The organism is Caulobacter sp. HJHS_5 (assembly GCF_056683955.1).
The window spans coordinates 1-19897 of record NZ_JBWZNC010000001.1 but is presented as its reverse complement, the minus strand read 5'-3'; the positions used below and the strand labels follow the sequence as shown (position 1 = coordinate 19897).

The window sequence follows — 19897 nt, the reverse complement described above, 5'->3', positions numbered from 1 at the left end:
CGGAGGCTCTTTAGACGTCAATGACGATGGCTGGACCTTAGTCCTCGATGGCCACCTGGACCGGACCGGAGTCCTTGCCCTTTTCGTTCACGTCGCGGTCGACGAACTCGATGACCGCCAGCGGGGCGTTGTCGCCGTAGCGGAAGCCGGCCTTCAGGACGCGGATATAACCGCCGTTGCGGCCGGCGTAGCGCGGGCCGAGCACGGCGAACAGCTTGCCGACCTGTTCGACGTCGCGGACCTTGGAGATGGCCTGACGACGGGCGTGCAGGTCGCCGCGCTTGGCCAGGGTGACCAGCTTTTCGACGATCGGACGCAGTTCCTTGGCCTTCGGCAGGGTGGTGACGATCTGCTCGTGCTTGATCAGGCTGGCCGACATGTTGGCGAACATGGCGAGGCGGTGCGCGGTCGTACGACCCAGTTTGCGGTGCGCGTATCCGTGACGCATTGGAAGTCTCCTTTAGCGTGGGACAACCGTCCCAGCCCGAACAAATCCCGGCCTGCTCCCGCCCGGGTCCTCATGAAGCGCCGGAGCCCTCCCCTGCTGATGCAGGTTCAACGGGCCCAGGCCGCCGAAGCGGCCCGGAGTCGACGCAAACTCGGTCTTAGATCTGGTCTTCGAACTTCTTGGCCAGGTCTTCGATGTTTTCCGGCGGCCAGTTCGGCACGTCCATGCCGAGATGCAGGTTCATGCCCGCGAGCACTTCCTTGATCTCGTTGAGGGACTTGCGGCCGAAGTTCGGGGTGCGGAGCATCTCGGCTTCGGTCTTCTGGATCAGGTCGCCGATGTAGACGATGTTGTCGTTCTTCAGGCAGTTAGCCGAACGAACCGACAGCTCGAGCTCGTCCACCTTCTTCAGCAGGGCCGGGTTGAACGGCAGCTCCGGCTTGGCTTCGTCGGAAGCCTTGGCCTTCGGCTCTTCGAAGGTGATGAACAGCTGCAGTTGGTCCTGCAGGATGCGCGCGGCATAGGCTGCGGCGTCCACGGGGCTGACAGCGCCGTTGGTTTCGATCTCGAGGATCAGCTTGTCGTAGTCGAGCGACTGGCCCTGACGGGTCGGCTCGACGCGATAGGCGACGCGCTTGACCGGGCTGTAGAGGGCGTCGACGGCGATCAGGCCGATCGGCGCGTCTTCCGGACGGTTGCGGTCGGCCGGGACGTAGCCCTTGCCGTTCTGCACGGTGAACTCCATGCGCACGGTGGCGCCTTCGTCCAGGGTGCAGAGCACGTGGTCGCCGTTGAGGATCTCGATGTCCGAGCCGGCTTCGATCTGGCTGGCGGTCACCGCGCCCGGGCCCGTGGCGCGCAGGGTCATGCGCTTGGGGCCTTCCGAGTGCATGCGGACGGCGAGTTGCTTGATGTTGAGAACGATGTCGACGACGTCCTCACGCACGCCTTCCAGCGAGGAGAATTCGTGCACCACGCCGTCGATCTGGACGGCGGTGACGGCGGCGCCTTGCAGGGAGGAGAGCAGAACGCGGCGGAGCGCGTTGCCGAGCGTCACGCCGAAGCCGCGTTCGAGCGGCTCAGCGACGATGCGAGCCTTGCGGCTGGCGTCGGCGCCGGTCTCGATGAGGGGCTTTTCGGGGCGGATGAGCTCGTTCCAGTTTCTTTCGATCACGTGTCGGGTCCCTCGGAACGCGGCTCGCCGGCCGCGAAAAGCAGCCGGCGAAGGGAAGATAGGTAGTCGGTACTAGACGCGGCGGCGCTTGGGCGGACGGCAGCCGTTGTGCGGGATCGGCGTGACGTCGCGGATGGTCGTGATCGTCATCCCGGCGGCCTGCAGAGCGCGCAGGGCCGATTCACGGCCCGAACCCGGACCGGAGACGTTCACTTCCAGGGTCTTCACGCCGTGCTCGGCGGCCTTCTTGCCGGCGTCTTCGGCGGCCATCTGGGCGGCGTAAGGGGTCGACTTACGCGAACCCTTGAAACCCATCATGCCGGCGCTCGACCAGGAGATGGTGTTCCCCTGAGCGTCGGTGATGGTGATCATCGTGTTGTTGAACGAGGCGTTCACATGCGCGACGCCCGAGGTGATGTTCTTGCGCTCGCGCTTTTTGACGCGACCCGTGTCCTTGGCCATTGTGCGCTCTTACTTCTTCTTGCCGGCGATCGGCTTGGCCGGGCCCTTGCGGGTGCGGGCGTTGGTGTGGGTGCGCTGACCGCGGACCGGCAGGCCCTTGCGGTGACGCAGGCCGCGGTAGCAGGCCAGGTCCATCAGACGCTTGATGTTGACGGCGGTCTCGCGACGCAGGTCGCCCTCGACGGTGAAGTCGCGGTCGATGGTCTCGCGAATCTGCAGGATCTCGGCGTCGGTGAGTTGGTTCACCCGGCGAGCGTCCTCGATGCCGACCTTCGACACGATGTCCTCAGCGGACTTCGGGCCGATGCCGTGAATGTACTGAAGCGCGATGACGACGCGCTTGTTGGTCGGAATGTTGACGCCAGCGATACGGGCCACGTTCTCAGAATCTCCTAGTCACGCATTAAAGCGCAAACGACACACCCGCCCTCGCCCCGATGGGGAGAACGTGTGCGACGCAGCTCGCGCCCTTTCGCGGAGGGGGTCGTGTAACGAACGAGTCCTCCACAGTCAATGGCGGAGACGCCTAAACGTCCCCAATTCCTTTACTCCCCAAGCGCGGCCGGAACCGCCTCGGGACGTCAGACCGTCACGCCCTCGAGGGCCGCGTCGATCTGACGGGAAACCTGTTCCACCGAGCCCATGCCGTCGAGCTCCTCGAGCTTGCCCTGCGCCTGGTAGTACGGCAGCAGCGGGGCGGTCTGACGGTTGTAGGCTTCGAGCCGGGTGACGAAGACCTCGGGGTTGTCGTCCGCCCTGCCCTGCTCTTCGAACCGCTTGGTGATGCGCGCCTTCAGGGCCTCTTCGTCGACTTTCAGGCGCAGCACCGCATCGATGCGCGCGCCGCGGCCGGCGAGCATGGCGTCCAGCGCCTCGGCCTGGGCCACGGTGCGGGGGAAGCCGTCGAAGATGGCGCCGCCGGCGGCCTCGGCTTCCGGCAGGCGGGCCTCGATGAGGGCGATGACGATCTCGTCGGTGACGAGGTCGCCGCGATCCAGCACGGCCTTGACCTTCAGCCCCAGCTCGCTGCCTTCGGCAATCGCCGCGCGAAGCATGTCGCCGGTGGACAGCTGCACCATGCCGCGGGTTTCGACCAGGCGCTTGGCCTGGGTGCCCTTGCCGGCGGCCGGCGGCCCGAACAGGATCAGATTCATTGCCCCTCCCCCTAGCGTGAGACGATGCGCGGCCCTCAGCGGCCGCGACCGCCCCGGAGCTTCGACTTCTTGATCAGGCCCTCGTACTGGTGGGCCAGCAGATGCGACTGGATCTGCGCCACCGTGTCCATCGTCACCGAGACGACGATGAGGATGGAGGTGCCGCCGAGATAGAAGGTCTGCGCCTTGAAGAGCGAGATCATCGCCTCGGGCAGAAGGCAGACGACGGTGATGTAGAGGGCGCCGATCACCGTCAGGCGGGTCAGCACGAAATCCAGATAGTCGGCCGTGCGCTTGCCGGGGCGGATGCCCGGCAGGAAGCCGCCGTACTTGCGCAGGTTCTCCGCCGTCTCGTCGGGATTGAACACGATCGAGGTGTAGAAGAACGAGAAGAAGATGATCAGGGCGGCGTAGGCCACCATGAAGGCCGGGCGGCCGTGGCTGAGCTGGCCGACCGCGCCGGGAACCCACTGAGCCCAGGCCGGCAGGTTGGACTGGGCCAGGAAGCCCATCACCGTGGCCGGCAGCAGCAGCAGCGACGAGGCGAAGATCGGCGGGATGACGCCGGCGGTATTGATCTTCAGCGGCAGGAACGAGGTTTCGCCGCCGAACATGCGGTTCCCCTGCTGGCGCTTGGGATACTGCACGAGAATCCGGCGCTGCGAGCGTTCCACGAAGACGATGGCCAGGATCACGAGCACCGCGACGGCGAAGATCATGACCATGCCGAAGAGCGACAGGCTGCCGGTCCGCGTCATCGCGAACATCTGGCCGACCGACGTCGGGAGGGCGGCGACGATGCCGGCGAAGATGAGCAGGGAGACGCCGTTGCCGACGCCGCGGGCGGTGATCTGCTCGCCCAGCCACATCAGGAACATGGTGCCCCCGGTCAGGATGACCACGGTCGACAGCACGAACACCGGTCCCGGATCAATGACGAGGCCGGCGGTGGACTGCAGGCCCACGGCGATGCCGAACGACTGGAAGACGGCCAGGATGACCGTGAGGTAGCGGGTGTACTGGTTGAGCGTCTTGCGCCCCGCCTCGCCGCCTTCCTTGCGGAGCTTTTCCCACGGCGGATAGACCGTGCCCATCAGCTGCACGATGATCGACGCCGAGATGTAAGGCATCACGTTCAGCGAGAAGATCGCCATCCGTTCGACGGCGCCGCCCGAGAACATGTTGAACATGCCCAGGATGCCCTGGGCTTGGCCTTGGAACGCCGCCGCGAACTGGGCGATGTTGATGCCGGGGATCGGGACGTAGGTGCCCAGCCGATAGACGACCAGGGCGATGAGCGTAAACCAGATACGCTTATGAAGTTCGGTCGCCTTCTGGAAGGAACCGAAGTTCATATTGGCTGCGAGCTGTTCGGCGGCCGAGGCCATTCAAATCCCCACGACTTGCGAGACGTGACAGATAGGAGACGACTCTCCCGATGTCACCCGCGCCCTGCTCGCCCCCATCGCCACGCGGCGCGGGGGCGTATCGGGTAGTCCTTTAGGCTTCCGCCTTCGGAGCCGGCTTGGTCTCGGTGACCGAACCGCCGGCCTTCTCGACCGCGGCGCGCGCCGACGGGGTGGCTGCGTAGACAGTGATGTTGAGCTTGGCCTTCAGCTCGCCCTTGCCGAGCAGCTTCACGCCGTCCTTGGCGCGGCGCAGGACGCCCGAGGCGACCAGGGCTTCAGGGTCGATGGCCTTCTTCGCGTCGAGCTTGCCGGCGGCGACGGCCTGTTCCAGACGCCACAGGTTCACTTCCGCGAAGTCCTTGCGGTTCAGGCTGTTGAAGCCCCGCTTCGGCATACGCATGTGGAGCGGCATCTGGCCGCCTTCGAAGCCGGCGATGGCGACGCCCGAGCGCGCCTTCTGGCCCTTCACGCCGCGACCGGCGGTCTTGCCCTTGCCCGAGCCCGGGCCGCGACCGACGCGCATACGGCCCTTGGTGGAGCCTTCACGTGGAGCGAGTTCGTTGAGCTTCGTCATATGTGCCTCTCCTTGGAGATCTGGCGCCGGGTCCCGTGACCCGACTCGGCGATGAAATGTGTTGCGTGCGGCAAGCCGCCGAAGGGCGATAGCCTAAGCGGCCACCGCCCTCCAGTCGGAATTTAGCCGACGACTTCGACCAGGTGCGCGACCTTGGCGATCATGCCACGGACGGACGCGGTGTCTTCGAGGGTCGCGGTGCGGCCGATCTTGTTCAGGCCCAGACCCGCCAGGGTGGCGCGCTGGTCCTTGGTGCGACGGATCGGGCTCGCCGTCTGACGGACGGTGACGGTCTTCTCAGCCATGACTCTTAGCCTTCGATGGCGTCGGGCGAGCCAGCGCCATCGGCGCGGCGACCCAGGATGTCGGCCACCTTCTTACCGCGCTTGGCGGCGATCTGGCGGGGCGACGATTGAACCTTCAGGGCTTCGAACGTGGCGCGCACCATGTTGTACGGGTTCGACGAGCCCGACGACTTGCCGACAACGTCCTGCACGCCGAGGGTTTCGAGAACCGCACGCATCGGGCCGCCGGCGATGACGCCGGTGCCGGGAGGCGCCGCGCGGACCATGACCTTGCCGGCGCCCCAACGGCCATTGCCGTCGTGGTGCAGGGTGCGGCTTTCGCGCAGCGGAACGCGGATCATCGACTTCTTGGCTTCTTCGGTCGCCTTGCGGATGGCTTCCGGCACTTCGCGCGCCTTGCCATGACCGAAGCCGACGCGGCCCTTCTGGTCGCCGACGACCATCAGAGCGGCGAAGCTGAAGCGACGGCCGCCCTTCACGGTGGCGGCGACGCGGTTGATGTGGACCAGCTTCTCGACGATGTCGGTTTCGGCAGCCGCTTCGGGAGCGTTGCGATCGCGACGGTCGCGGCGTTGGCCGCCTTCGCGCTGTTGTTCACCACGAGCCATGCTCTAATTCCTTAGAAGTTGAGGCCGGCTTCGCGCGCGGCGTCGGCGAGGGCTTTCACCCGGCCGTGATAGATGTAACCGCCACGATCGAACACGACGTCCTTGACGCCATTTTCAATGGCGCGCTCGGCGACCAGCTTGCCGACGACAGCGGCGGCGTCCTTGTCGGCGCCGACCTTCTTGTCGCCTTCCAGCGACGAGGCGGCGGCCAGGGTGACGCCGTTCGCATCATCGATGATCTGGGCGTAGATGTTCTTCGACGAGCGGAACACCGACAGGCGCGGGCGGCCGTTGGCCAGCTGACGCAGGCGGGTGCGGTTACGCTGCGCGCGCCGCTGGGCGGATTCTCGGGGAGACAGAGCCATGGCTTACTTCTTCTTGCCTTCCTTGCGGCGCACTTTTTCACCGGCGTAGCGGACGCCCTTGCCCTTGTAGGGCTCCGGCGGACGGATACGGCGGATCTTGGCGGCGATCTCACCCACGGCCTGCTTGTCGATGCCCGAGATCTTGATCTCGGTCTGCTTCGCCGAGGCGAAGGTGATGCCGGCGGGCGGCTCGACCTTCACTTCGTGGCTGAAGCCGAGCTGCAGCTCAAGCACCGGACCGACCATGGCGGCGCGATAACCGACGCCGACCAGTTCGAGGGTTTCCTCGTAGCCGGTGGTGACGCCGGTGACCATGTTGGCCACCAGGGTGCGCGAGAGACCCCACATGCCGCGGGCGCGTTGGGTGTCATTGCGCGGGGCCAGCGTCAGTTCGCCGCCCTCTTGCTTGACCTCGATGTCTTCCGAGACGGTCCACGCGAGCTGGCCCTTGGGGCCCTTCACGGTGACGGTCTGGCCATCGAGCGTGACGGTCACGTTCGACGGAATGGCGACGGCCTTTTTGCCGATACGGGACATCTTAGTAGACCCTGCAGAGCACTTCGCCGCCGACGTTCGCATCGCGAGCGGCGGTGTCGGACATGACGCCCTTGGGCGTCGACAGGATCGAGATCCCGAGGCCGTTCTTGATCGGCTTCAGGTCCTTGATCGACGAATAGACGCGACGGCCCGGCTTCGACACGCGAGCGATCTCGGCGATCACCGGCTCGTTGTCGAAGTACTTCAGTTCGATTTCGAACTCCGGGAAGGCGCCGGGCTTCTCGACCAGCGAGTAGCCGCGGATGTAGCCTTCCGAAGCCAGCACGTCGAGCACGCGGGCGCGCAGCTTCGAGGCCGGGGTCGAGACCGTGGCGCGCTTGCGCTGGGCCGCGTTGCGGATGCGAGCGAGCATGTCGCTCAGGGGATCGTTCATCGACATCTTCTGACCTCCCCTACCAGCTGGACTTCACGAGGCCGGGAATCTGGCCCTGGGAGCCGAGCTCCCGCAGCGCGATCCGGCTCATCTTGAGCTTGCGGTAGAACGCCCGCGGACGACCCGTCACTTCGCAGCGGTTGCGAATGCGGGTGGCGGAGCTGTTGCGCGGCAGCTTGGCCAGCTTCAGGCGCGCTTCGAAGCGCTCCTCCAGCGGCAGGCTTTCGTCGTTGGCGGTCGCCTTGAGGGCGGCCCGCTTGGCGGCGAGCTGCTTCACGAGGGCCCGCACCATCTCGTTGCGGTTTACGGCGCTTTTCTTAGCCATGGCTCTCTATCCTTCCCGTCAGTTCGCGACGAACGGGAACTGGAACTCCTTGAGAAGCGCGCGCGCTTCGTCGTCGGTCTTCGCAGTCGTGGCGACGATGATGTCCATGCCCCACATCTGATCAATCTGGTCGTAATTGATCTCGGGGAACACGATGTGCTCCTTCAGGCCCATGGCGTAGTTGCCACGACCGTCGAACGAGGTCGGCTTCAGCCCGCGGAAGTCCTTCACGCGCGGCAGGGCGATCGTGATCAGACGGTCCAGGAACTCGTACATGCGGTCCTTGCGAAGGGTGACCTTCGCGCCGACCACCATGCCTTCACGCAGCTTGAAGCCGGCGATGGAGTTGCGGGCCTTGGTGGGCATGGGCTTCTGGCCGGCGATCGCCGCCAGATCCTTGATCGCCGCCTGGACCTTCTTGGAGTCGGCCACCGCCTCGCCGATGCCCATGTTCAGCACGATCTTGTCGAGCTTCGGGATCTGCATCTCGTTGGTGTAGGCGAACTGCTCCTTCATCGCGGCGCGGATGCGCGCGCGATATTCGGTCTTCAGCCGCGGCTCGTAAGCTTGCTCAGCCATTGATCACCTCGCCGGTCGTCTTGGCGACGCGGACCTTCTTGTCGCCTTCGATCTTGAAGCCGACGCGAGTGGGTTTGCCCTTGGAGTCCACCAGGGCCACGTTCGAGACGTGGACCGGGGCTTCCTTGGTCTTGACGCCGCCCTGGGGGTCGCCCTGGGTCGGCTTGGTGTGACGCTTCACCAGGTTCAGGCCGGAGACCACGACACGGTCTTCCTTCGGCATCACCTGGGTGATCTGGCCGGTCTTGCCCTTATCCTTGCCGGTCAGCAGGACGACGCGGTCGCCCTTCTTGATCTTGGCGGCCATTACAGCACCTCCGGCGCGAGCGAGATGATCTTCATGTGGTTCTTGGCGCGCAGCTCGCGCGGAACCGGCCCGAAGATACGGGTGCCAATCGGCTCGGCTTGCTTGTTGACGATCACGGCCGCGTTCTTGTCGAAGCGGATCAGCGAGCCGTCCTTGCGCTTCAGCCCTTGGCTGGTGCGCACGACGATGGCGCGAAGGACGTCGCCCTTCTTCACCCGGCCGCGCGGGATCGCTTCCTTGACGGACACGACGATGACGTCGCCGACGCTGGCGTAGCGGCGACCCGCCCCACCCAGCACCTTGATGCACATGACCCGGCGCGCGCCCGAGTTATCGGCGACTTCCAGGTTAGTTTGCATCTGGATCATGGTCTAAACCTTCCAGAACTTACGCCGAAGCCTTGGGAAGCACTTCCCAGGTCTTCAGCTTGGACTTCGGAGCGCACTCGACGATCTTAATGGCTTCGCCCGTCTTGTAGGCGTTGCCTTCGTCGTGCGCGTGATAGCGCTTGGAGCGGCGGACGGTCTTCTTAAGGACCGGGTGAAGCAGCGTGCGCTCCACCTTCACCACCACGGTCTTGTCGCCCTTATCGGAGACGACCACGCCTTCGAGAATTCGCTTCGGCATATCGGTTCCTTACGCGGTCTTCTTGGCGCGCAGCACGGTCTTGATCCGCGCGATGTCCTTGCGGATTTCGTTCACGCGGTGGGTCTTTTCAACCTGGCCCGTAGCGGCCTGGAAGCGCAGGTTGAACTGCTCCTTCTTCAGGCTGAGCAGGTTGTCGGCGAGTTGGTCCGGGGTCATGCCCCGCACGTCGGCGATCTTCATGGCTTAGGCCTCCACAGCGACGCCGGCGTCGATCCGGGTCACCACGCGGGTGCGGATCGGCAGCTTGGCGGCGCCCAGACGCAGGGCTTCACGAGCGATGTCGTCGGCGACGCCATCGATTTCGAACATGATACGGCCGGGAGCGACGCGGGCGGCCCAGTGGTCCACCGCGCCCTTGCCCTTACCCATACGCACTTCGGCGGGCTTGCCGGTGACCGGCACGTCCGGGAAGATGCGGATCCAGACGCGGCCTTGACGCTTCATCTGGCGGGTGATCGCGCGGCGGGCCGCTTCGATCTGGCGAGCCGTGATGCGTTCCGGCTCGACAGCCTTCAGGCCGTACGAACCGAAGTTCAGCAGAGCGCCGCCCTTGGTGGCGCCCTTGATCCGGCCTTTGAACTGCTTCCGGTACTTAGTCTTCTTGGGTAGCAACATGATCGTAGCCCTTACGCGCGGTCACGACGGTCGCGGCGGTCGCCGCGGTCGGGACGATCGCCACGCTCACGTCCGCCGCCCTCGCCGGCCGGGCCGGACTCGGTGGCCAGACGCTTGTCGAGCGCCATGGGATCGTGCTCCAGCACTTCGCCTTTGAAGACCCAGGTCTTCACGCCGATGATGCCGTAGGTCGTCTTGGCTTCGGTGAAGCCGAAGTCGATGTCGGCGCGCAGGGTGTGCAGCGGCACGCGGCCTTCGCGGTACCATTCCATCCGGGCGATTTCAGCGCCGCCGAGGCGACCCGAAACGTTGATCCGGATGCCCTTGGCGCCGAGGCGCATGGCGCCCTGCATCGCGCGCTTCATGGCGCGACGGAAGGCGACGCGGCGCTCGAGCTGCTGCGCGATGTTCTCGGCGATCAGCTGGGCGTCGGTCTCGGGCTTGCGCACTTCGACGATGTTCAGGTGAATCTCGCCGTCGGCGATGACCGAGAGGTCCTTGCGGAGCTTCTCGATGTCGGCGCCCTTCTTACCGATCACGACACCCGGACGGGCGGCGTAGATGGTGATCCGGCACTTCTTGTGCGGACGCTCGATGACGATGCGCGAGATCCCCGCCTGCAGCAGGCGCTGCTTCAGGAACTTGCGGACCTTGATGTCCTGGTGGAGCAGGGTCGCGTACTGAGCGCCGTCGGCGAACCAACGGCTGTCCCAGGTGCGGTTGACGCCGAGACGGAACCCGACCGGATTGACTTTCTGACCCATCAGGCGGCCTCACCCAGCTCGCGGACCACGATGGTGATCTCGCTGAACGGCTTTTCGATACGCGACGAACGACCGCGAGCGCGGGCGCTGAAGCGCTTCATGATGATGTTCTTGCCCACATAGGCCTCGGCGACGACCAGGCTGTCGATGTCGAGGTTGTGGTTGTTCTCGGCGTTCGAGATGGCGCTGTAGAGCGCCTTGCGAACGTCGCGCGCGATGCGCTTGTGGCTGAACTCCAGCTCGTTCAGAGCGCGCTGGACGTTCAGGCCGCGGATCGACTGAGCGACCAGGTTCAGCTTGCGAGGGCTGATCCGCAGGTTGACCACCTTGGCCTTGGCCTCGGCGGCGCTTTCGCGACGCGTGTTGGTTTTCTGGCTCATGGCTACTTCCGCTTGGCCTTCTTGTCGGCCGCGTGACCCGGGAACGAACGGGTCGGCGCGAATTCACCGAGCTTCATGCCGACCATGTCTTCGCTGACCGTCACGGGCACGTGCTTGTGGCCGTTATGGACGCCGAAGGTGAGGCCGACGAACTGCGGCATGATGGTGGAGCGGCGCGACCAGGTCTTGATCACGTCCTTGCGGCCGCCGTTGTGCGCGACGTCGGCCTTCTTCAGGAGGTAGCCGTCGACGAACGGGCCTTTCCAGACAGAGCGGGTCATGGCTTAGCGGGCCTTCTTGGCTTTGTGGCGGCTGCGGATAATGAACTTATCCGTGGCCTTGTTGGTCCGGGTCTTGGAGCCCTTGGTCGGCTTGCCGGTCGGGCTCACCGGGTGGCGACCACCCGAGGTGCGACCTTCACCACCACCGTGCGGGTGGTCGACCGGGTTCATGGCGACGCCGCGAACGTGCGGACGGAAGCCCATGTGACGAACGCGACCGGCCTTGCCCAGGATCTGGTTGGAGTGGTCCGGGTTCGAGACGGCGCCGACCGTGGCCATGCAGCTATCCTGAACCATGCGCAGCTCGCCCGAGCCGAGACGGATCTGGGCGTAGCCGCCGTCGCGACCGACCAGCTGGGCGTAGGCGCCGGCCGAACGGGCGATCTGGCCGCCCTTGGCGGGCTTCAGCTCGACGTTGTGAACGATCGTGCCGATCGGCAGACCGCTGAGCGGAGCCGCGTTGCCCGGCTTCACGTCGACCTTGGCGCTGGCGATCACTTGATCGCCGACCTTCAGGCGCTGCGGAGCCAGGATGTAGGCCAGCTCGCCGTCGTCATACTTGATGAGGGCGATGAAGGCGGTGCGGTTGGGGTCGTACTCCAGACGCTCCACCGTGGCGGACACGTCGAACTTGCGACGCTTGAAGTCGACCACGCGATAGAGGCGCTTGGCGCCGCCGCCGCGGAAGCGAACGGCGATACGACCGCCGCCGCCACGACCGCCCGACTTGGTCAGGCCTTCGACGAGCGACTTTTCCGGACGGCCCTTGTGGAGCTCGGACCGGTCGATGAGCACCAGACCGCGGCGGCCCGGCGACGTCGGATTAAACTGCTTCAGAGCCATTGACTTAGAGCCCCGTCGTAATGTCGATCGACTGGCCGTCGGCCAGCGTCACGATGGCTTTCTTGACGTCCGCGCGCTTGCCCGGACGACCGCGGAAGCGCTTGGTCTTGCCCTTGGTGACCAGGGTGTTGACCTTGGTGACCTTGACCTTGAACAGCTCTTCGACCGCGGCGGCGATCTCGTCCTTCGACGCGTCTTCGGCGACGCGGAACACGACCTTGTTCTGTTCGGACAGAACGGTCGCCTTCTCGGTGATCACCGGCGCGAGGATGGTGTCGTAGTGACGGGCGGTGGCGGCCATTACGCAGCCTCCTCAAAGCGAGCGTTGATCGCTTCGACGGCGGCCGGGGTCAGCACCAGCGTATGACGACGCAGGACGTCGTAGACGTTGAGGCCGGCGTTCGGCAGCACATCGACGTTCGGAATGTTGCGGGCGGCGAGCTTGAAGTTCGCGTCCACTTCCGGGCCGGCGATGACCAGCGCGTTGGTGAGACCGATCTTCTCGAAGCTGGTGCGCAGGGCGGCGGTCTTGGCGTCGGCCGCGACGGCCTCGGCGAGAACGACGATCGAACCCGACTTGGCCTTCGAAGACAGCGCGTGGCGCAGGGCCAGGGCGCGGATCTTCTTCGGCAGGTCGAAGGCGTGGCTGCGGACAACCGGGCCGTGAGCCTTGGCGCCGCCGACGAACTGAGCCGCACGACGCGAGCCGTGACGGGCGCCGCCGGTGCCCTTCTGCTTGTACATCTTCTTCGAGGTCCGCGAGACTTCGTTGCGGACCTGGATCTTGTGGTTGCCCGAGCGGCGCTTGGCCAGCTGCCAGGTGACGACGCGCTGCAGGATGTCGCCGCGGATCTCGTCGATGCCGAAGATCGCGTCCGACAGCTCGATCGAGCCGCCCTTGCCGCCGTCAAGCTTGATGACGTCGAGTTTCATTATTCAGCGCCCTCTTGCGTGGCTTCGGCGGCCGGAGCCTCCTCGGCGGGCGTCTCGGCCGGAGCCGGAGCAGCAGCTTGCGCGCCCGGCTTGCGGAAGGCGCCGGGGGTCGGAACGCCCGAGGGGGCCTTCTTCACCGCGTCGCGGACCTTGACGTAGGACCCCTCGGCGCCGGGGACGGCGCCCTTCACCAGGATCAGGCCGCGCTCGGCGTCCACTTTCCAGACGGTGATGTTGAGGGTGGTGACGGTTTCCTGGCCGAGGTGACCGGCCATCTTCTTGCCCGGGAACGTACGGCCCGGATCCTGGCGGTTGCCGGTCGAACCGTGAGCACGGTGCGAGACGGACACGCCGTGGGTGGCGCGCATGCCGCCGAAGTTCCAGCGCTTCATGGCGCCGGCGAAGCCCTTACCGACGGTGACGCCCTGGATGTCGACCTTCTGGCCGGCGACGAAGTGGTCGGCCGTGAACTCGGCGCCGACTTCGATCAGGTTGTCTTCCGTGACGCGGAATTCGCTCACGACGCGCTTGGGCTCGACGAGCCCCTTGGCGAAGTGGCCGCGCTCGGCCTTGGTGGTGTTCTTGGCCTTCTTGGCGCCCGCGCCCAGCTGGAGAGCGACGTAACCGTCCTTCTCCTGGGTGCGTTGGGCGGTGACCTGGCAGCCCTCGAGGCTGAGGACGGTCACGGGCACGTGCTGGCCAGCTTCATCGAAGAAGCGGGTCATGCCGACTTTCTTGGCGAGTACGCCGGTGCGCATCTGTCCGGCTCCTTACAGCTTGATCTCGACGTCCACGCCGGCGGACAGGTCGAGCTTCATGAGCGCGTCCACGGTCTGCGGGGTGGGGTCGACGATGTCGAGCACGCGCTTGTGCGTGCGGATTTCGAACTGCTCGCGCGACTTCTTGTCGACGTGCGGCGAGCGGTTGACGGTGAACTTTTCGATGAGGGTGGGCAGCGGGATCGGACCACGCACGGTCGCGCCCGTGCGCTTGGCCGTGTTTACGATCTCACGCGTTGAATGATCCAGCACGCGGTGATCGAAGGCTTTGAGCCTGATCCGGATGTTCTGACGATCCATAGTTGCTCTTGTCTTCCCTACAGACGGCGTCCGCCCGCGTGATCCTGAACCATTTCAAAGACCGACCCGAAACCCTTGCGAGTCTCGGTACGCTTACGTCCGCAAAACGAATACGGCCCACGCGCCGACGCTATCGAAGCGCCCCGCCTGGGCCTTTTCCCCTCACCCGACCGAAATCGGTTGAAGGTCGTTCCGCGCACCGCGTCTGCCTCGAGAGGCACAGCCGGTCCAACAGAGGCGCGGTGGATACTTCAACGACTCGGGTGCGTCAAGCCGAAAGCCCCGCGCACCCGAGGGGAAATCACTGGCCGATGCTCACCTCGCCCGAGCCCATGATGTGCCGCTCGACGGGGCCGTTCACGCGCTGGACGCTGATGCCGCCGGACCCCGCGATGTTGGCGTCGAGGCGATCCGCCACGCCGCCGAATCGAATGTCGCCCGAGCCCGCGATATGGGCCTCCATTCGCCCTGCCCGGCCGCCGCGAACCTCGATATCGCCCGAGCCCGCGATTTTGGTGTCGATGTCGCCGTTGGCGCTTTCGACGACCGCGTCGCCGGATCCAGCGATGCTGATGTCCACCTTGGTTGCAACCGCGCCTACAGCGACGTCGCCCGATCCGGCGATCTCCGCCTCCAGGCCTCCGGCCCGGCCCGCCTCCAGGCTGCCGGACCCTGCTTGACGCAATTTCAACAGGCCTCGCGTGTCGGCCGCGCGCCAGTCGCCGCAGCCGCGGTTGGAGAGCTCCAGGCTGTAGGAGGGACGGACCTCGCCGAACACGGCGCCGCCGACGCGAACATTGGCGTCCATCGGGGTGCGCACGATCAGCTGCGGCATCTCATCGTAGTTCACCGTGCCGACCCGGCGGACGTTCACCCGCGTCTTGCCGTTGACGGTCATGCAGCCGCGAATGGCGTTTCGGCTGAGATTGCCGTCGACTTCGACGGTGTCGCCGTTGACCCGCATGTCCATCGGCAGACCCGGGTGGCGCTTGACCACCTCGACCTTCACGTCATTGCGGGGTTCGGGGATGACAGTGACGCGGGCGACCGCGTCCTTGATCTCGACCCTGGTGGCCGCGTGCGCCGCGCCCGCGACGCCGGCCAGGACCATGGCGCTGGCCGCGCCGATAAGAATATGAGCGCGCATCGGTGAGCCTCCCTTGCCATGCGACGGTGACGGGGACGTAACGCCCTCCCCTCGGCAAGGCAGCTTAATTCGGGGTCATGACACCGTTGTAAGGCGGGCTCAGGCGGCCGCCGCGCCGCCCAGCTCGAAGCTGCGTTCGATGTCGGCGATACGGTCCTTGACCAGGGGCATGCGCTTCAACGCCAGGGAGGCGGCCCACAGAGCGGCGCGGGCCGCTTGCGGAGCCTGCTGCAGGCGCGGGGGGCGCACGCCGGCGCGGCGCATCAGGCCCGTGGTATAGTGAGCCCCGTTCAGGAGGCGGGTCTCCCAGGTCTGATAGTCGACCGAGAGGGAGACATTGAAGCCTTCGAGGTTCTCGATCCTGTGCGGCGCGTGAAGCGGCCAGGCGGCCGCCAGGCCGGGCTCCAGGTCGAACACCTCGGCCACGGCGTCCATGCCGCGATTGTACGGCAGATCCTCGGTCTGTTGCTTGAGGACGATATTCTCCATGCCGATCTGCGGCATGTGGGTCTCGTCGGCCGGATAGATCCAGATGCGCTTACGGCCGCGCAGGTGGAACAGGGTCACGCCCGGCGCGTCGGCGTGGAACGGCACCTTGGCCTGCGGGGCCGAAAGGATCAGCTGGGCGTTCATCTGCACCGGACGGAAGCCGGGTTGCTGGCGCGCCATGCCGTCGAAGGCCGCCCGCATGGCTTCGCCCAGCGCCGGATAGTGCTGCTCGGCGCGGCGCAGCTGCACCCAGACGCGGCCGGACTTCACGCCGGCCAGCACCTCTTCGCCGGGCATCCGACCGCGCACGCCGGTGCGCATGGTGACCTGGCCCTCGTCGTCGAAGTCGAAGAGGTTGATGTCGTAGAGTTCGGCCGGATAGCGGTCGAGCAGCGCCGCCAGGGGCGCGTCCTCGAAGAGGCCGGTCTCACGCAGGCGGTGACGGAAGGTGACCGGCCGCGCGCGGAAGTCGCGGCGCGTGGCGTCGTCCCAATCTGGAACCAGACGGTCGAGGTCATAGGCGCCGGGAAGCGACATGAGATTATTCCCCATTGAGCAGGCTTAGGCCGAGACTGAGGCCGATGGCGGCGCCCACGCCGCCGAGGCTCAGGCCGACCGCCGGGCGACGACGCGCGACGTCGGCGGCGAAAATGGAAGCGCCCTGCAGACGACCCGGCCATTGCGGCTCGCAGGCGGCGATGCGGTCGAGGCGGCGCATCACCTGGACCACGGCGGCATGGCGTTGGCGCAGGCCCGGCGAAACGAGATGGGCGCCGACGACGCCTTCGTGGACGACATGGGAGGGCGTCGCGAAGTCGCTCTTATAGGCCTCAAAGCCAGGGCCGAAATCGACCTGAGCGACGCCCTGCTCCGCCGCCGCCCGCAAGGTCTCGATGGTCATCAGCGAGCCGGGCGAATAGCGCGCCAGCTGAGGGTCGAAAATCGGAAACCAAAGATGGTGCGTCTCGCCGCCCCGCAGGCCGATCTCGGCGGCGGCAAGGCGATCGCCGGCGTGGAGCGTCGCGACCCGCAGGCCGAAATCCGGCTCGACGGCTTCGCCCAGCCTATGCAGCAGGCGCGCGGTCCAACCGCAGGCGAAGACATCGTGCTGGCCGGTGCGGCGAATCTGCGCGCGCTTCAGGGCGATGATCTGGTCGAGTATCTCCGGCTCGGCCCTTGTCAGCGAGAAACGCACCGGCCCGAGGTCGCGCTCGAGCTGGCGCATCCGGCGGCGCTTGTCCTTCAGGAAGCCGCCGCGGCCGGCGGCAAGACGCGCCGCTTCCCAGCCGGCGAAGCCGCCGCTGAGATCCGCGGCCATGGCGAACAGAGGCGTGCTGTGGACCGGGGGCGGACCGACAAGACTGGAGAATCTGAAGCGCTGCGCCTTGAGGCGGTCGAGCACCTCGGTCAGGGCGATGGCGGCGTTCGGGGCGGCGATGAGGCCGTGATAGTCGCTGAGCGGCGCCCCCAGGGGCTGCAGCAGGGCTCCGCGGCGCTGGAAGGGCAGGAAGCCGCAGATCGCGCCCTGGCGGTGAACGATCGCCACCGCGCCATAGGGCGCCTGGGCGGCGGCCGCGCGGACGTATCGCAGATCGAAGTATGGGCTGGCGAGCTGGGGCGAGGCCGCGCGAAAGGCGGACCACGCGGCGATCTCCGCTTGGCCCAGCGCTTCCGGCGCCACAACTTCGACGTCGATCGACGACATTCCCTCGCGTCCCCCTCCCCAGTCTTGCAGCAAGGATGGCGCCAGCGGCTTGGGGGCGCGTAAAAAGTCATGGTTAAGTTCATGACGTAATGTTGCGTTCGACGAACGCGGTGCGCCCGCCTTATTGGGCGACCAACTGCGCGCCCGACGTCCCGATGACCGGCAGTGTGAGCGTCGCCGGGTGGGCGGCGTCCTGCAGCACCGTCCAGGTGAAGGCGATGGGGTTCTGTCCCGGCCCCTGCGGCTGGGGCATGCCTTCGGGGACGCTGGCGGCGCCGGCCAGGGCCAGGCGCAGGCGGTGGCCGGGCTGGAAGACGTAAGCCGTGGGCAGAAGGTCGAGCTCGATCTTTTGGGCCTGGCCGGGCGTCAGGGGCCTGGACGCCGACATCGAAGCCTGGTGCGGCACGTTGAGATAGCCCTGCACCACCTGGGTCGAGGTCCCGTCCGGGGCGACATCGTTCAGGCTGAAGACAACATCGCCGTCGGTGGCGCTGGAGGCGGCCCACAACGAGACGCGCGGATGGCCGGTGATTTCCGTGGCGACGGTGAGCGGCGCCGAGGTCCAGGTCAGAACCTGGGCCTCGAAGGGGCGCTGGTCGGCCGCCGAGCGCCCCTGGCTGGAGCTCAGCAACACCGGCAGCGCCGGGCCGGCGCCCGGGGCGTAGGGCAAGGTGGCGGGCGGTCCCGCGGCCGCGCGGGCGGTCAGGGCGCCGTCGTTGAGACTGGCGATGGTTCCGCTGCGGGCGGGCGCCAGTCGCAGGGTGACGGGCCTCGCGTCGGGGATGGGCCAATCGGCCTCGTAGCGCCAGCGGTCGGCGCCCTTCACATACAGAATGACCTTGGGCGCGGCCTCGACGCCGTTGTCGACGCCCTTGAGCCAGTGATCGAGCCACTGAATCTGCAGCTCCTGCAGATAGGCGATGTTCCAGCCGTGGGCATGAGGCGCCAGCAGCAGGCGCTTCCTCGGCCCATCGAACTGCTCGTAAGCGCTGACATTGCCCGGCGTGATGTAGTCGTCGAGGCCGCCGGACAGGAAGACGGCGACGCCCCGCGCGGCGATGGCCTTGACGTCCTCGGCCTGGGTGGTGCGCCCCTTCCACCAGTCGTCGAGATCGCGGTGCTGGATGGCGGTCTCGTATTCCCGCTCCGCCCCCGGCGAAAGGCGACGCGCCAGGCGGCCCGGGCCTGGGACCATGCCGCCGGGATACCAGAGGAGGCTGTAGCAGTCGCCGCAGGCCACCTGCGGGACGATCGCCTTCAGGCTGGGCGGCGCTTCCTTGGCGGTGAGCCATTGGGTAATGCCGAGCAGCGACTGACCGACCATGCCGACCTTGCCGTTGCACCACGGCTGCCTGGCCATCCATTCGATGGCGTCGTAACCGTCATGGCCGAACTCATTATAAAGCGTCGCCTGACCACCGGACTTTCCGGAGCCGCGCAGGCTCATGTGCACCACCGCATAGCCGCGCGAGGCGACGTCCATCAGCACCGGATCGACCTCGGCCCCCGTGCCGGAGCCGCGGCCGTATCCATCGGCGGTGAGGATGCAGGGCGTCGGGGCGGCGCCGGGCGCGAGCGTGGGCAGGAACAGCCGGGCGTCGAGGGTGGTCCCGTCCCGCGCGGTGATGGCGACGTCGTCCTTGATGGTGACGGGCGAGCGGCCGCCGACGTTGGCGACCTTGGCCCGCTCGGGGAGCCATTGGCGGGTCTCCGTGCCGGCTCCGAGCTGGAAGGGTTGGGCTTGAGCCGCGTGGGCGGTGAAGAGCGCCACGATGGCGATGGCGACGCGTTTCATGGCCCCTCCCCGAGTCTTCTTCTTGTCATTCCAAGCTTCGTCATCCTGAGCGGGCCGCGCAAGCGGCCCAGTCGAAGGACGCACGGCGGCGCCGCCTGGCGTCCTTCGACTGTGCTGCGCGCGCTCAGGATAACGAGGGGGGCTGCGGCCAAAGAAAAAGGCCCCCGAGGTTTCCCTCGGAGGCCCTGATCTTTCAGCCGTGAGGCTTAGGCGACTACTCGATGATCTTCGAGACGACGCCGGCGCCGACCGTGCGGCCGCCTTCGCGGATGGCGAAGCGCAGGCCCTGGTCCATGGCGATCGGGGTGATCAGCTCGACGTCCAGCTCGGCGTTGTCGCCCGGCATGATCATTTCCACGCCTTCCTTCAGCTTGATGATGCCGGTCACATCGGTCGTGCGGAAGTAGAACTGCGGACGGTAGTTGGTGAAGAACGGCGTGTGGCGGCCGCCTTCTTCCTTGGTCAGGATGTAGGCCTCGGCCTGGAACTTCTTGTGCGGCGTGATCGAACCCGGCTTGCACAGAACCTGGCCGCGCTCGACGTCTTCACGCTTGGTGCCGCGCAGCAGCACGCCGAC

At 66.5% G+C, this 19897-nt stretch carries 32 protein-coding genes; all 32 read right to left on the bottom strand.

Annotation, left to right across the window (positions count from 1 at the left end):
* Positions 1-37 precede the first annotated feature (37 nt).
* Positions 38-448, bottom strand: a complete 411-nt coding sequence (gene rplQ / locus ACFLIT_RS00160; RefSeq protein ID WP_479909153.1) for a 50S ribosomal protein L17 — start codon at positions 446-448, stop codon at positions 38-40.
* Between the two features lie 157 nt (positions 449-605).
* Positions 606-1622: a DNA-directed RNA polymerase subunit alpha gene (locus ACFLIT_RS00155; protein WP_479909152.1), complete on the bottom strand. Its 1017-nt coding sequence runs from the start codon at positions 1620-1622 to the stop codon at positions 606-608.
* Positions 1623-1694: 72 nt separating this feature from the next.
* Positions 1695-2084, bottom strand: a complete 390-nt coding sequence (gene rpsK, locus ACFLIT_RS00150; RefSeq protein WP_479909151.1) for a 30S ribosomal protein S11 — start codon at positions 2082-2084, stop codon at positions 1695-1697.
* A 9-nt stretch (positions 2085-2093) separates the two neighbouring features.
* A complete protein-coding gene (gene rpsM, locus ACFLIT_RS00145; protein WP_479909150.1) occupies positions 2094-2462 on the bottom strand; it encodes a 30S ribosomal protein S13 in 369 nt (122 codons plus the stop codon).
* 203 nt (positions 2463-2665) lie between these two features.
* A complete protein-coding gene (locus ACFLIT_RS00140) occupies positions 2666-3238 on the bottom strand; it encodes an adenylate kinase (protein ID WP_479909149.1) in 573 nt (190 codons plus the stop codon).
* A gap of 35 nt (positions 3239-3273) precedes the next feature.
* Positions 3274-4626 carry a preprotein translocase subunit SecY gene (gene secY, locus ACFLIT_RS00135; RefSeq protein WP_479909148.1) on the bottom strand — a complete coding sequence of 451 codons (1353 nt, stop codon included), beginning with the start codon at positions 4624-4626 and terminating at the stop codon, positions 3274-3276.
* Between the two features lie 112 nt (positions 4627-4738).
* A complete protein-coding gene (gene rplO, locus ACFLIT_RS00130; RefSeq protein WP_479909147.1) occupies positions 4739-5221 on the bottom strand; it encodes a 50S ribosomal protein L15 in 483 nt (160 codons plus the stop codon).
* 122 nt (positions 5222-5343) lie between these two features.
* Complete coding sequence (gene rpmD, locus ACFLIT_RS00125) at positions 5344-5526, bottom strand: 50S ribosomal protein L30 (protein ID WP_479909146.1); 183 nt, start codon at positions 5524-5526, stop codon at positions 5344-5346.
* A 5-nt stretch (positions 5527-5531) separates the two neighbouring features.
* Positions 5532-6134 carry a 30S ribosomal protein S5 gene (gene rpsE, locus ACFLIT_RS00120; RefSeq protein WP_479909145.1) on the bottom strand — a complete coding sequence of 201 codons (603 nt, stop codon included), beginning with the start codon at positions 6132-6134 and terminating at the stop codon, positions 5532-5534.
* 11 nt (positions 6135-6145) lie between these two features.
* Entirely contained in the window at positions 6146-6499 is a 354-nt protein-coding gene (gene rplR / locus ACFLIT_RS00115) for a 50S ribosomal protein L18 (RefSeq protein ID WP_479909144.1), read from the bottom strand.
* A 3-nt stretch (positions 6500-6502) separates the two neighbouring features.
* Complete coding sequence (gene rplF, locus ACFLIT_RS00110) at positions 6503-7036, bottom strand: 50S ribosomal protein L6 (RefSeq protein WP_479909143.1); 534 nt, start codon at positions 7034-7036, stop codon at positions 6503-6505.
* Between the two features lies 1 nt (position 7037).
* A complete protein-coding gene (gene rpsH, locus ACFLIT_RS00105) occupies positions 7038-7436 on the bottom strand; it encodes a 30S ribosomal protein S8 (protein WP_479909142.1) in 399 nt (132 codons plus the stop codon).
* A gap of 13 nt (positions 7437-7449) precedes the next feature.
* Positions 7450-7755, bottom strand: coding sequence for a 30S ribosomal protein S14 (gene rpsN / locus ACFLIT_RS00100; protein WP_479909141.1), 306 nt, complete (start codon positions 7753-7755; stop codon positions 7450-7452).
* Positions 7756-7773: 18 nt separating this feature from the next.
* A complete protein-coding gene (gene rplE, locus ACFLIT_RS00095; RefSeq protein WP_479909140.1) occupies positions 7774-8334 on the bottom strand; it encodes a 50S ribosomal protein L5 in 561 nt (186 codons plus the stop codon).
* A complete protein-coding gene (gene rplX, locus ACFLIT_RS00090) occupies positions 8327-8641 on the bottom strand; it encodes a 50S ribosomal protein L24 (RefSeq protein WP_479909139.1) in 315 nt (104 codons plus the stop codon). Before rplX ends, rplE begins: the two co-directional genes overlap by 8 nt.
* On the bottom strand, positions 8641-9009 hold the full coding sequence (gene rplN / locus ACFLIT_RS00085; RefSeq protein ID WP_479909138.1) for a 50S ribosomal protein L14: 369 nt from the start codon (positions 9007-9009) through the stop codon (positions 8641-8643). Before rplN ends, rplX begins: the two co-directional genes overlap by 1 nt.
* A gap of 19 nt (positions 9010-9028) precedes the next feature.
* A complete protein-coding gene (gene rpsQ, locus ACFLIT_RS00080; RefSeq protein WP_479909137.1) occupies positions 9029-9268 on the bottom strand; it encodes a 30S ribosomal protein S17 in 240 nt (79 codons plus the stop codon).
* 9 nt (positions 9269-9277) lie between these two features.
* Positions 9278-9469 carry a 50S ribosomal protein L29 gene (gene rpmC / locus ACFLIT_RS00075; protein WP_479909136.1) on the bottom strand — a complete coding sequence of 64 codons (192 nt, stop codon included), beginning with the start codon at positions 9467-9469 and terminating at the stop codon, positions 9278-9280.
* A 3-nt stretch (positions 9470-9472) separates the two neighbouring features.
* The gene (rplP, locus tag ACFLIT_RS00070) at positions 9473-9904 is read right to left on the bottom strand and encodes a 50S ribosomal protein L16 (protein WP_479909135.1); all 432 of its coding nucleotides are present in this window, start codon (positions 9902-9904) and stop codon (positions 9473-9475) included.
* An 11-nt stretch (positions 9905-9915) separates the two neighbouring features.
* The gene (rpsC, locus tag ACFLIT_RS00065) at positions 9916-10668 is read right to left on the bottom strand and encodes a 30S ribosomal protein S3 (protein ID WP_479909134.1); all 753 of its coding nucleotides are present in this window, start codon (positions 10666-10668) and stop codon (positions 9916-9918) included.
* Complete coding sequence (gene rplV, locus ACFLIT_RS00060; protein WP_479909133.1) at positions 10668-11048, bottom strand: 50S ribosomal protein L22; 381 nt, start codon at positions 11046-11048, stop codon at positions 10668-10670. Before rplV ends, rpsC begins: the two co-directional genes overlap by 1 nt.
* A 2-nt stretch (positions 11049-11050) precedes the next feature.
* A complete protein-coding gene (rpsS, locus tag ACFLIT_RS00055) occupies positions 11051-11329 on the bottom strand; it encodes a 30S ribosomal protein S19 (protein ID WP_479909132.1) in 279 nt (92 codons plus the stop codon).
* 3 nt (positions 11330-11332) lie between these two features.
* Entirely contained in the window at positions 11333-12172 is an 840-nt protein-coding gene (gene rplB, locus ACFLIT_RS00050; RefSeq protein ID WP_479909131.1) for a 50S ribosomal protein L2, read from the bottom strand.
* Between the two features lie 4 nt (positions 12173-12176).
* A complete protein-coding gene (locus ACFLIT_RS00045) occupies positions 12177-12473 on the bottom strand; it encodes a 50S ribosomal protein L23 (RefSeq protein ID WP_479909130.1) in 297 nt (98 codons plus the stop codon).
* Entirely contained in the window at positions 12473-13105 is a 633-nt protein-coding gene (gene rplD, locus ACFLIT_RS00040) for a 50S ribosomal protein L4 (RefSeq protein ID WP_479909129.1), read from the bottom strand. The genes ACFLIT_RS00045 and rplD overlap by 1 nt, the downstream gene beginning before the upstream one ends.
* Positions 13105-13863: a 50S ribosomal protein L3 gene (gene rplC, locus ACFLIT_RS00035; protein ID WP_479909128.1), complete on the bottom strand. Its 759-nt coding sequence runs from the start codon at positions 13861-13863 to the stop codon at positions 13105-13107. Before rplC ends, rplD begins: the two co-directional genes overlap by 1 nt.
* 12 nt (positions 13864-13875) lie before the next feature.
* Positions 13876-14184: a 30S ribosomal protein S10 gene (rpsJ, locus tag ACFLIT_RS00030; RefSeq protein ID WP_004616952.1), complete on the bottom strand. Its 309-nt coding sequence runs from the start codon at positions 14182-14184 to the stop codon at positions 13876-13878.
* A 301-nt stretch (positions 14185-14485) separates the two neighbouring features.
* Positions 14486-15331 carry a GIN domain-containing protein gene (locus tag ACFLIT_RS00025; protein ID WP_479909127.1) on the bottom strand — a complete coding sequence of 282 codons (846 nt, stop codon included), beginning with the start codon at positions 15329-15331 and terminating at the stop codon, positions 14486-14488.
* A gap of 99 nt (positions 15332-15430) precedes the next feature.
* Positions 15431-16357: a transcriptional regulator gene (locus tag ACFLIT_RS00020; protein ID WP_479909126.1), complete on the bottom strand. Its 927-nt coding sequence runs from the start codon at positions 16355-16357 to the stop codon at positions 15431-15433.
* A gap of 4 nt (positions 16358-16361) precedes the next feature.
* Complete coding sequence (locus ACFLIT_RS00015) at positions 16362-17525, bottom strand: GNAT family N-acetyltransferase (RefSeq protein WP_479909125.1); 1164 nt, start codon at positions 17523-17525, stop codon at positions 16362-16364.
* A 121-nt stretch (positions 17526-17646) separates the two neighbouring features.
* Positions 17647-19320, bottom strand: coding sequence for a CocE/NonD family hydrolase (locus ACFLIT_RS00010; protein ID WP_479909124.1), 1674 nt, complete (start codon positions 19318-19320; stop codon positions 17647-17649).
* A gap of 214 nt (positions 19321-19534) precedes the next feature.
* A partial coding sequence (locus tag ACFLIT_RS00005; RefSeq protein WP_479909123.1) for an EF-Tu C-terminal domain-related protein occupies positions 19535-19897 on the bottom strand: 363 nt, incomplete at its 5' end.

Excerpts from the sequence above, each read along its gene's own strand:
- rplQ (WP_479909153.1), bottom strand. The coding sequence starts at position 448 with ATGCGTCACGGATACGCGCACCGCAAACTGGGTCGTACGACCGCGCAC.
- rpsK (WP_479909151.1), bottom strand. The coding sequence starts at position 2,084 with ATGGCCAAGGACACGGGTCGCGTCAAAAAGCGCGAGCGCAAGAACATC.
- ACFLIT_RS00140 (WP_479909149.1), bottom strand. The coding sequence starts at position 3,238 with ATGAATCTGATCCTGTTCGGGCCGCCGGCCGCCGGCAAGGGCACCCAG.
- secY (WP_479909148.1), bottom strand. The coding sequence starts at position 4,626 with ATGGCCTCGGCCGCCGAACAGCTCGCAGCCAATATGAACTTCGGTTCC.
- rplO (WP_479909147.1), bottom strand. The coding sequence starts at position 5,221 with ATGACGAAGCTCAACGAACTCGCTCCACGTGAAGGCTCCACCAAGGGC.
- rpmD (WP_479909146.1), bottom strand. The coding sequence starts at position 5,526 with ATGGCTGAGAAGACCGTCACCGTCCGTCAGACGGCGAGCCCGATCCGT.
- rpsE (WP_479909145.1), bottom strand. The coding sequence starts at position 6,134 with ATGGCTCGTGGTGAACAACAGCGCGAAGGCGGCCAACGCCGCGACCGT.
- rplR (WP_479909144.1), bottom strand. The coding sequence starts at position 6,499 with ATGGCTCTGTCTCCCCGAGAATCCGCCCAGCGGCGCGCGCAGCGTAAC.
- rplF (WP_479909143.1), bottom strand. The coding sequence starts at position 7,036 with ATGTCCCGTATCGGCAAAAAGGCCGTCGCCATTCCGTCGAACGTGACC.
- rpsH (WP_479909142.1), bottom strand. The coding sequence starts at position 7,436 with ATGTCGATGAACGATCCCCTGAGCGACATGCTCGCTCGCATCCGCAAC.
- rpsN (WP_479909141.1), bottom strand. The coding sequence starts at position 7,755 with ATGGCTAAGAAAAGCGCCGTAAACCGCAACGAGATGGTGCGGGCCCTC.
- rplE (WP_479909140.1), bottom strand. The coding sequence starts at position 8,334 with ATGGCTGAGCAAGCTTACGAGCCGCGGCTGAAGACCGAATATCGCGCG.
- rplX (WP_479909139.1), bottom strand. The coding sequence starts at position 8,641 with ATGGCCGCCAAGATCAAGAAGGGCGACCGCGTCGTCCTGCTGACCGGC.
- rplN (WP_479909138.1), bottom strand. The coding sequence starts at position 9,009 with ATGATCCAGATGCAAACTAACCTGGAAGTCGCCGATAACTCGGGCGCG.
- rpsQ (WP_479909137.1), bottom strand. The coding sequence starts at position 9,268 with ATGCCGAAGCGAATTCTCGAAGGCGTGGTCGTCTCCGATAAGGGCGAC.
- rpmC (WP_479909136.1), bottom strand. The coding sequence starts at position 9,469 with ATGAAGATCGCCGACGTGCGGGGCATGACCCCGGACCAACTCGCCGAC.
- rplP (WP_479909135.1), bottom strand. The coding sequence starts at position 9,904 with ATGTTGCTACCCAAGAAGACTAAGTACCGGAAGCAGTTCAAAGGCCGG.
- rpsC (WP_479909134.1), bottom strand. The coding sequence starts at position 10,668 with ATGGGTCAGAAAGTCAATCCGGTCGGGTTCCGTCTCGGCGTCAACCGC.
- rplV (WP_479909133.1), bottom strand. The coding sequence starts at position 11,048 with ATGAGCCAGAAAACCAACACGCGTCGCGAAAGCGCCGCCGAGGCCAAG.
- rpsS (WP_479909132.1), bottom strand. The coding sequence starts at position 11,329 with ATGACCCGCTCTGTCTGGAAAGGCCCGTTCGTCGACGGCTACCTCCTG.
- rplB (WP_479909131.1), bottom strand. The coding sequence starts at position 12,172 with ATGGCTCTGAAGCAGTTTAATCCGACGTCGCCGGGCCGCCGCGGTCTG.
- ACFLIT_RS00045 (WP_479909130.1), bottom strand. The coding sequence starts at position 12,473 with ATGGCCGCCACCGCCCGTCACTACGACACCATCCTCGCGCCGGTGATC.
- rplD (WP_479909129.1), bottom strand. The coding sequence starts at position 13,105 with ATGAAACTCGACGTCATCAAGCTTGACGGCGGCAAGGGCGGCTCGATC.
- rplC (WP_479909128.1), bottom strand. The coding sequence starts at position 13,863 with ATGCGCACCGGCGTACTCGCCAAGAAAGTCGGCATGACCCGCTTCTTC.
- rpsJ (WP_004616952.1), bottom strand. The coding sequence starts at position 14,184 with ATGGATCGTCAGAACATCCGGATCAGGCTCAAAGCCTTCGATCACCGC.
- ACFLIT_RS00025 (WP_479909127.1), bottom strand. The coding sequence starts at position 15,331 with ATGCGCGCTCATATTCTTATCGGCGCGGCCAGCGCCATGGTCCTGGCC.
- ACFLIT_RS00020 (WP_479909126.1), bottom strand. The coding sequence starts at position 16,357 with ATGTCGCTTCCCGGCGCCTATGACCTCGACCGTCTGGTTCCAGATTGG.
- ACFLIT_RS00015 (WP_479909125.1), bottom strand. The coding sequence starts at position 17,525 with ATGTCGTCGATCGACGTCGAAGTTGTGGCGCCGGAAGCGCTGGGCCAA.
- ACFLIT_RS00010 (WP_479909124.1), bottom strand. The coding sequence starts at position 19,320 with ATGAAACGCGTCGCCATCGCCATCGTGGCGCTCTTCACCGCCCACGCG.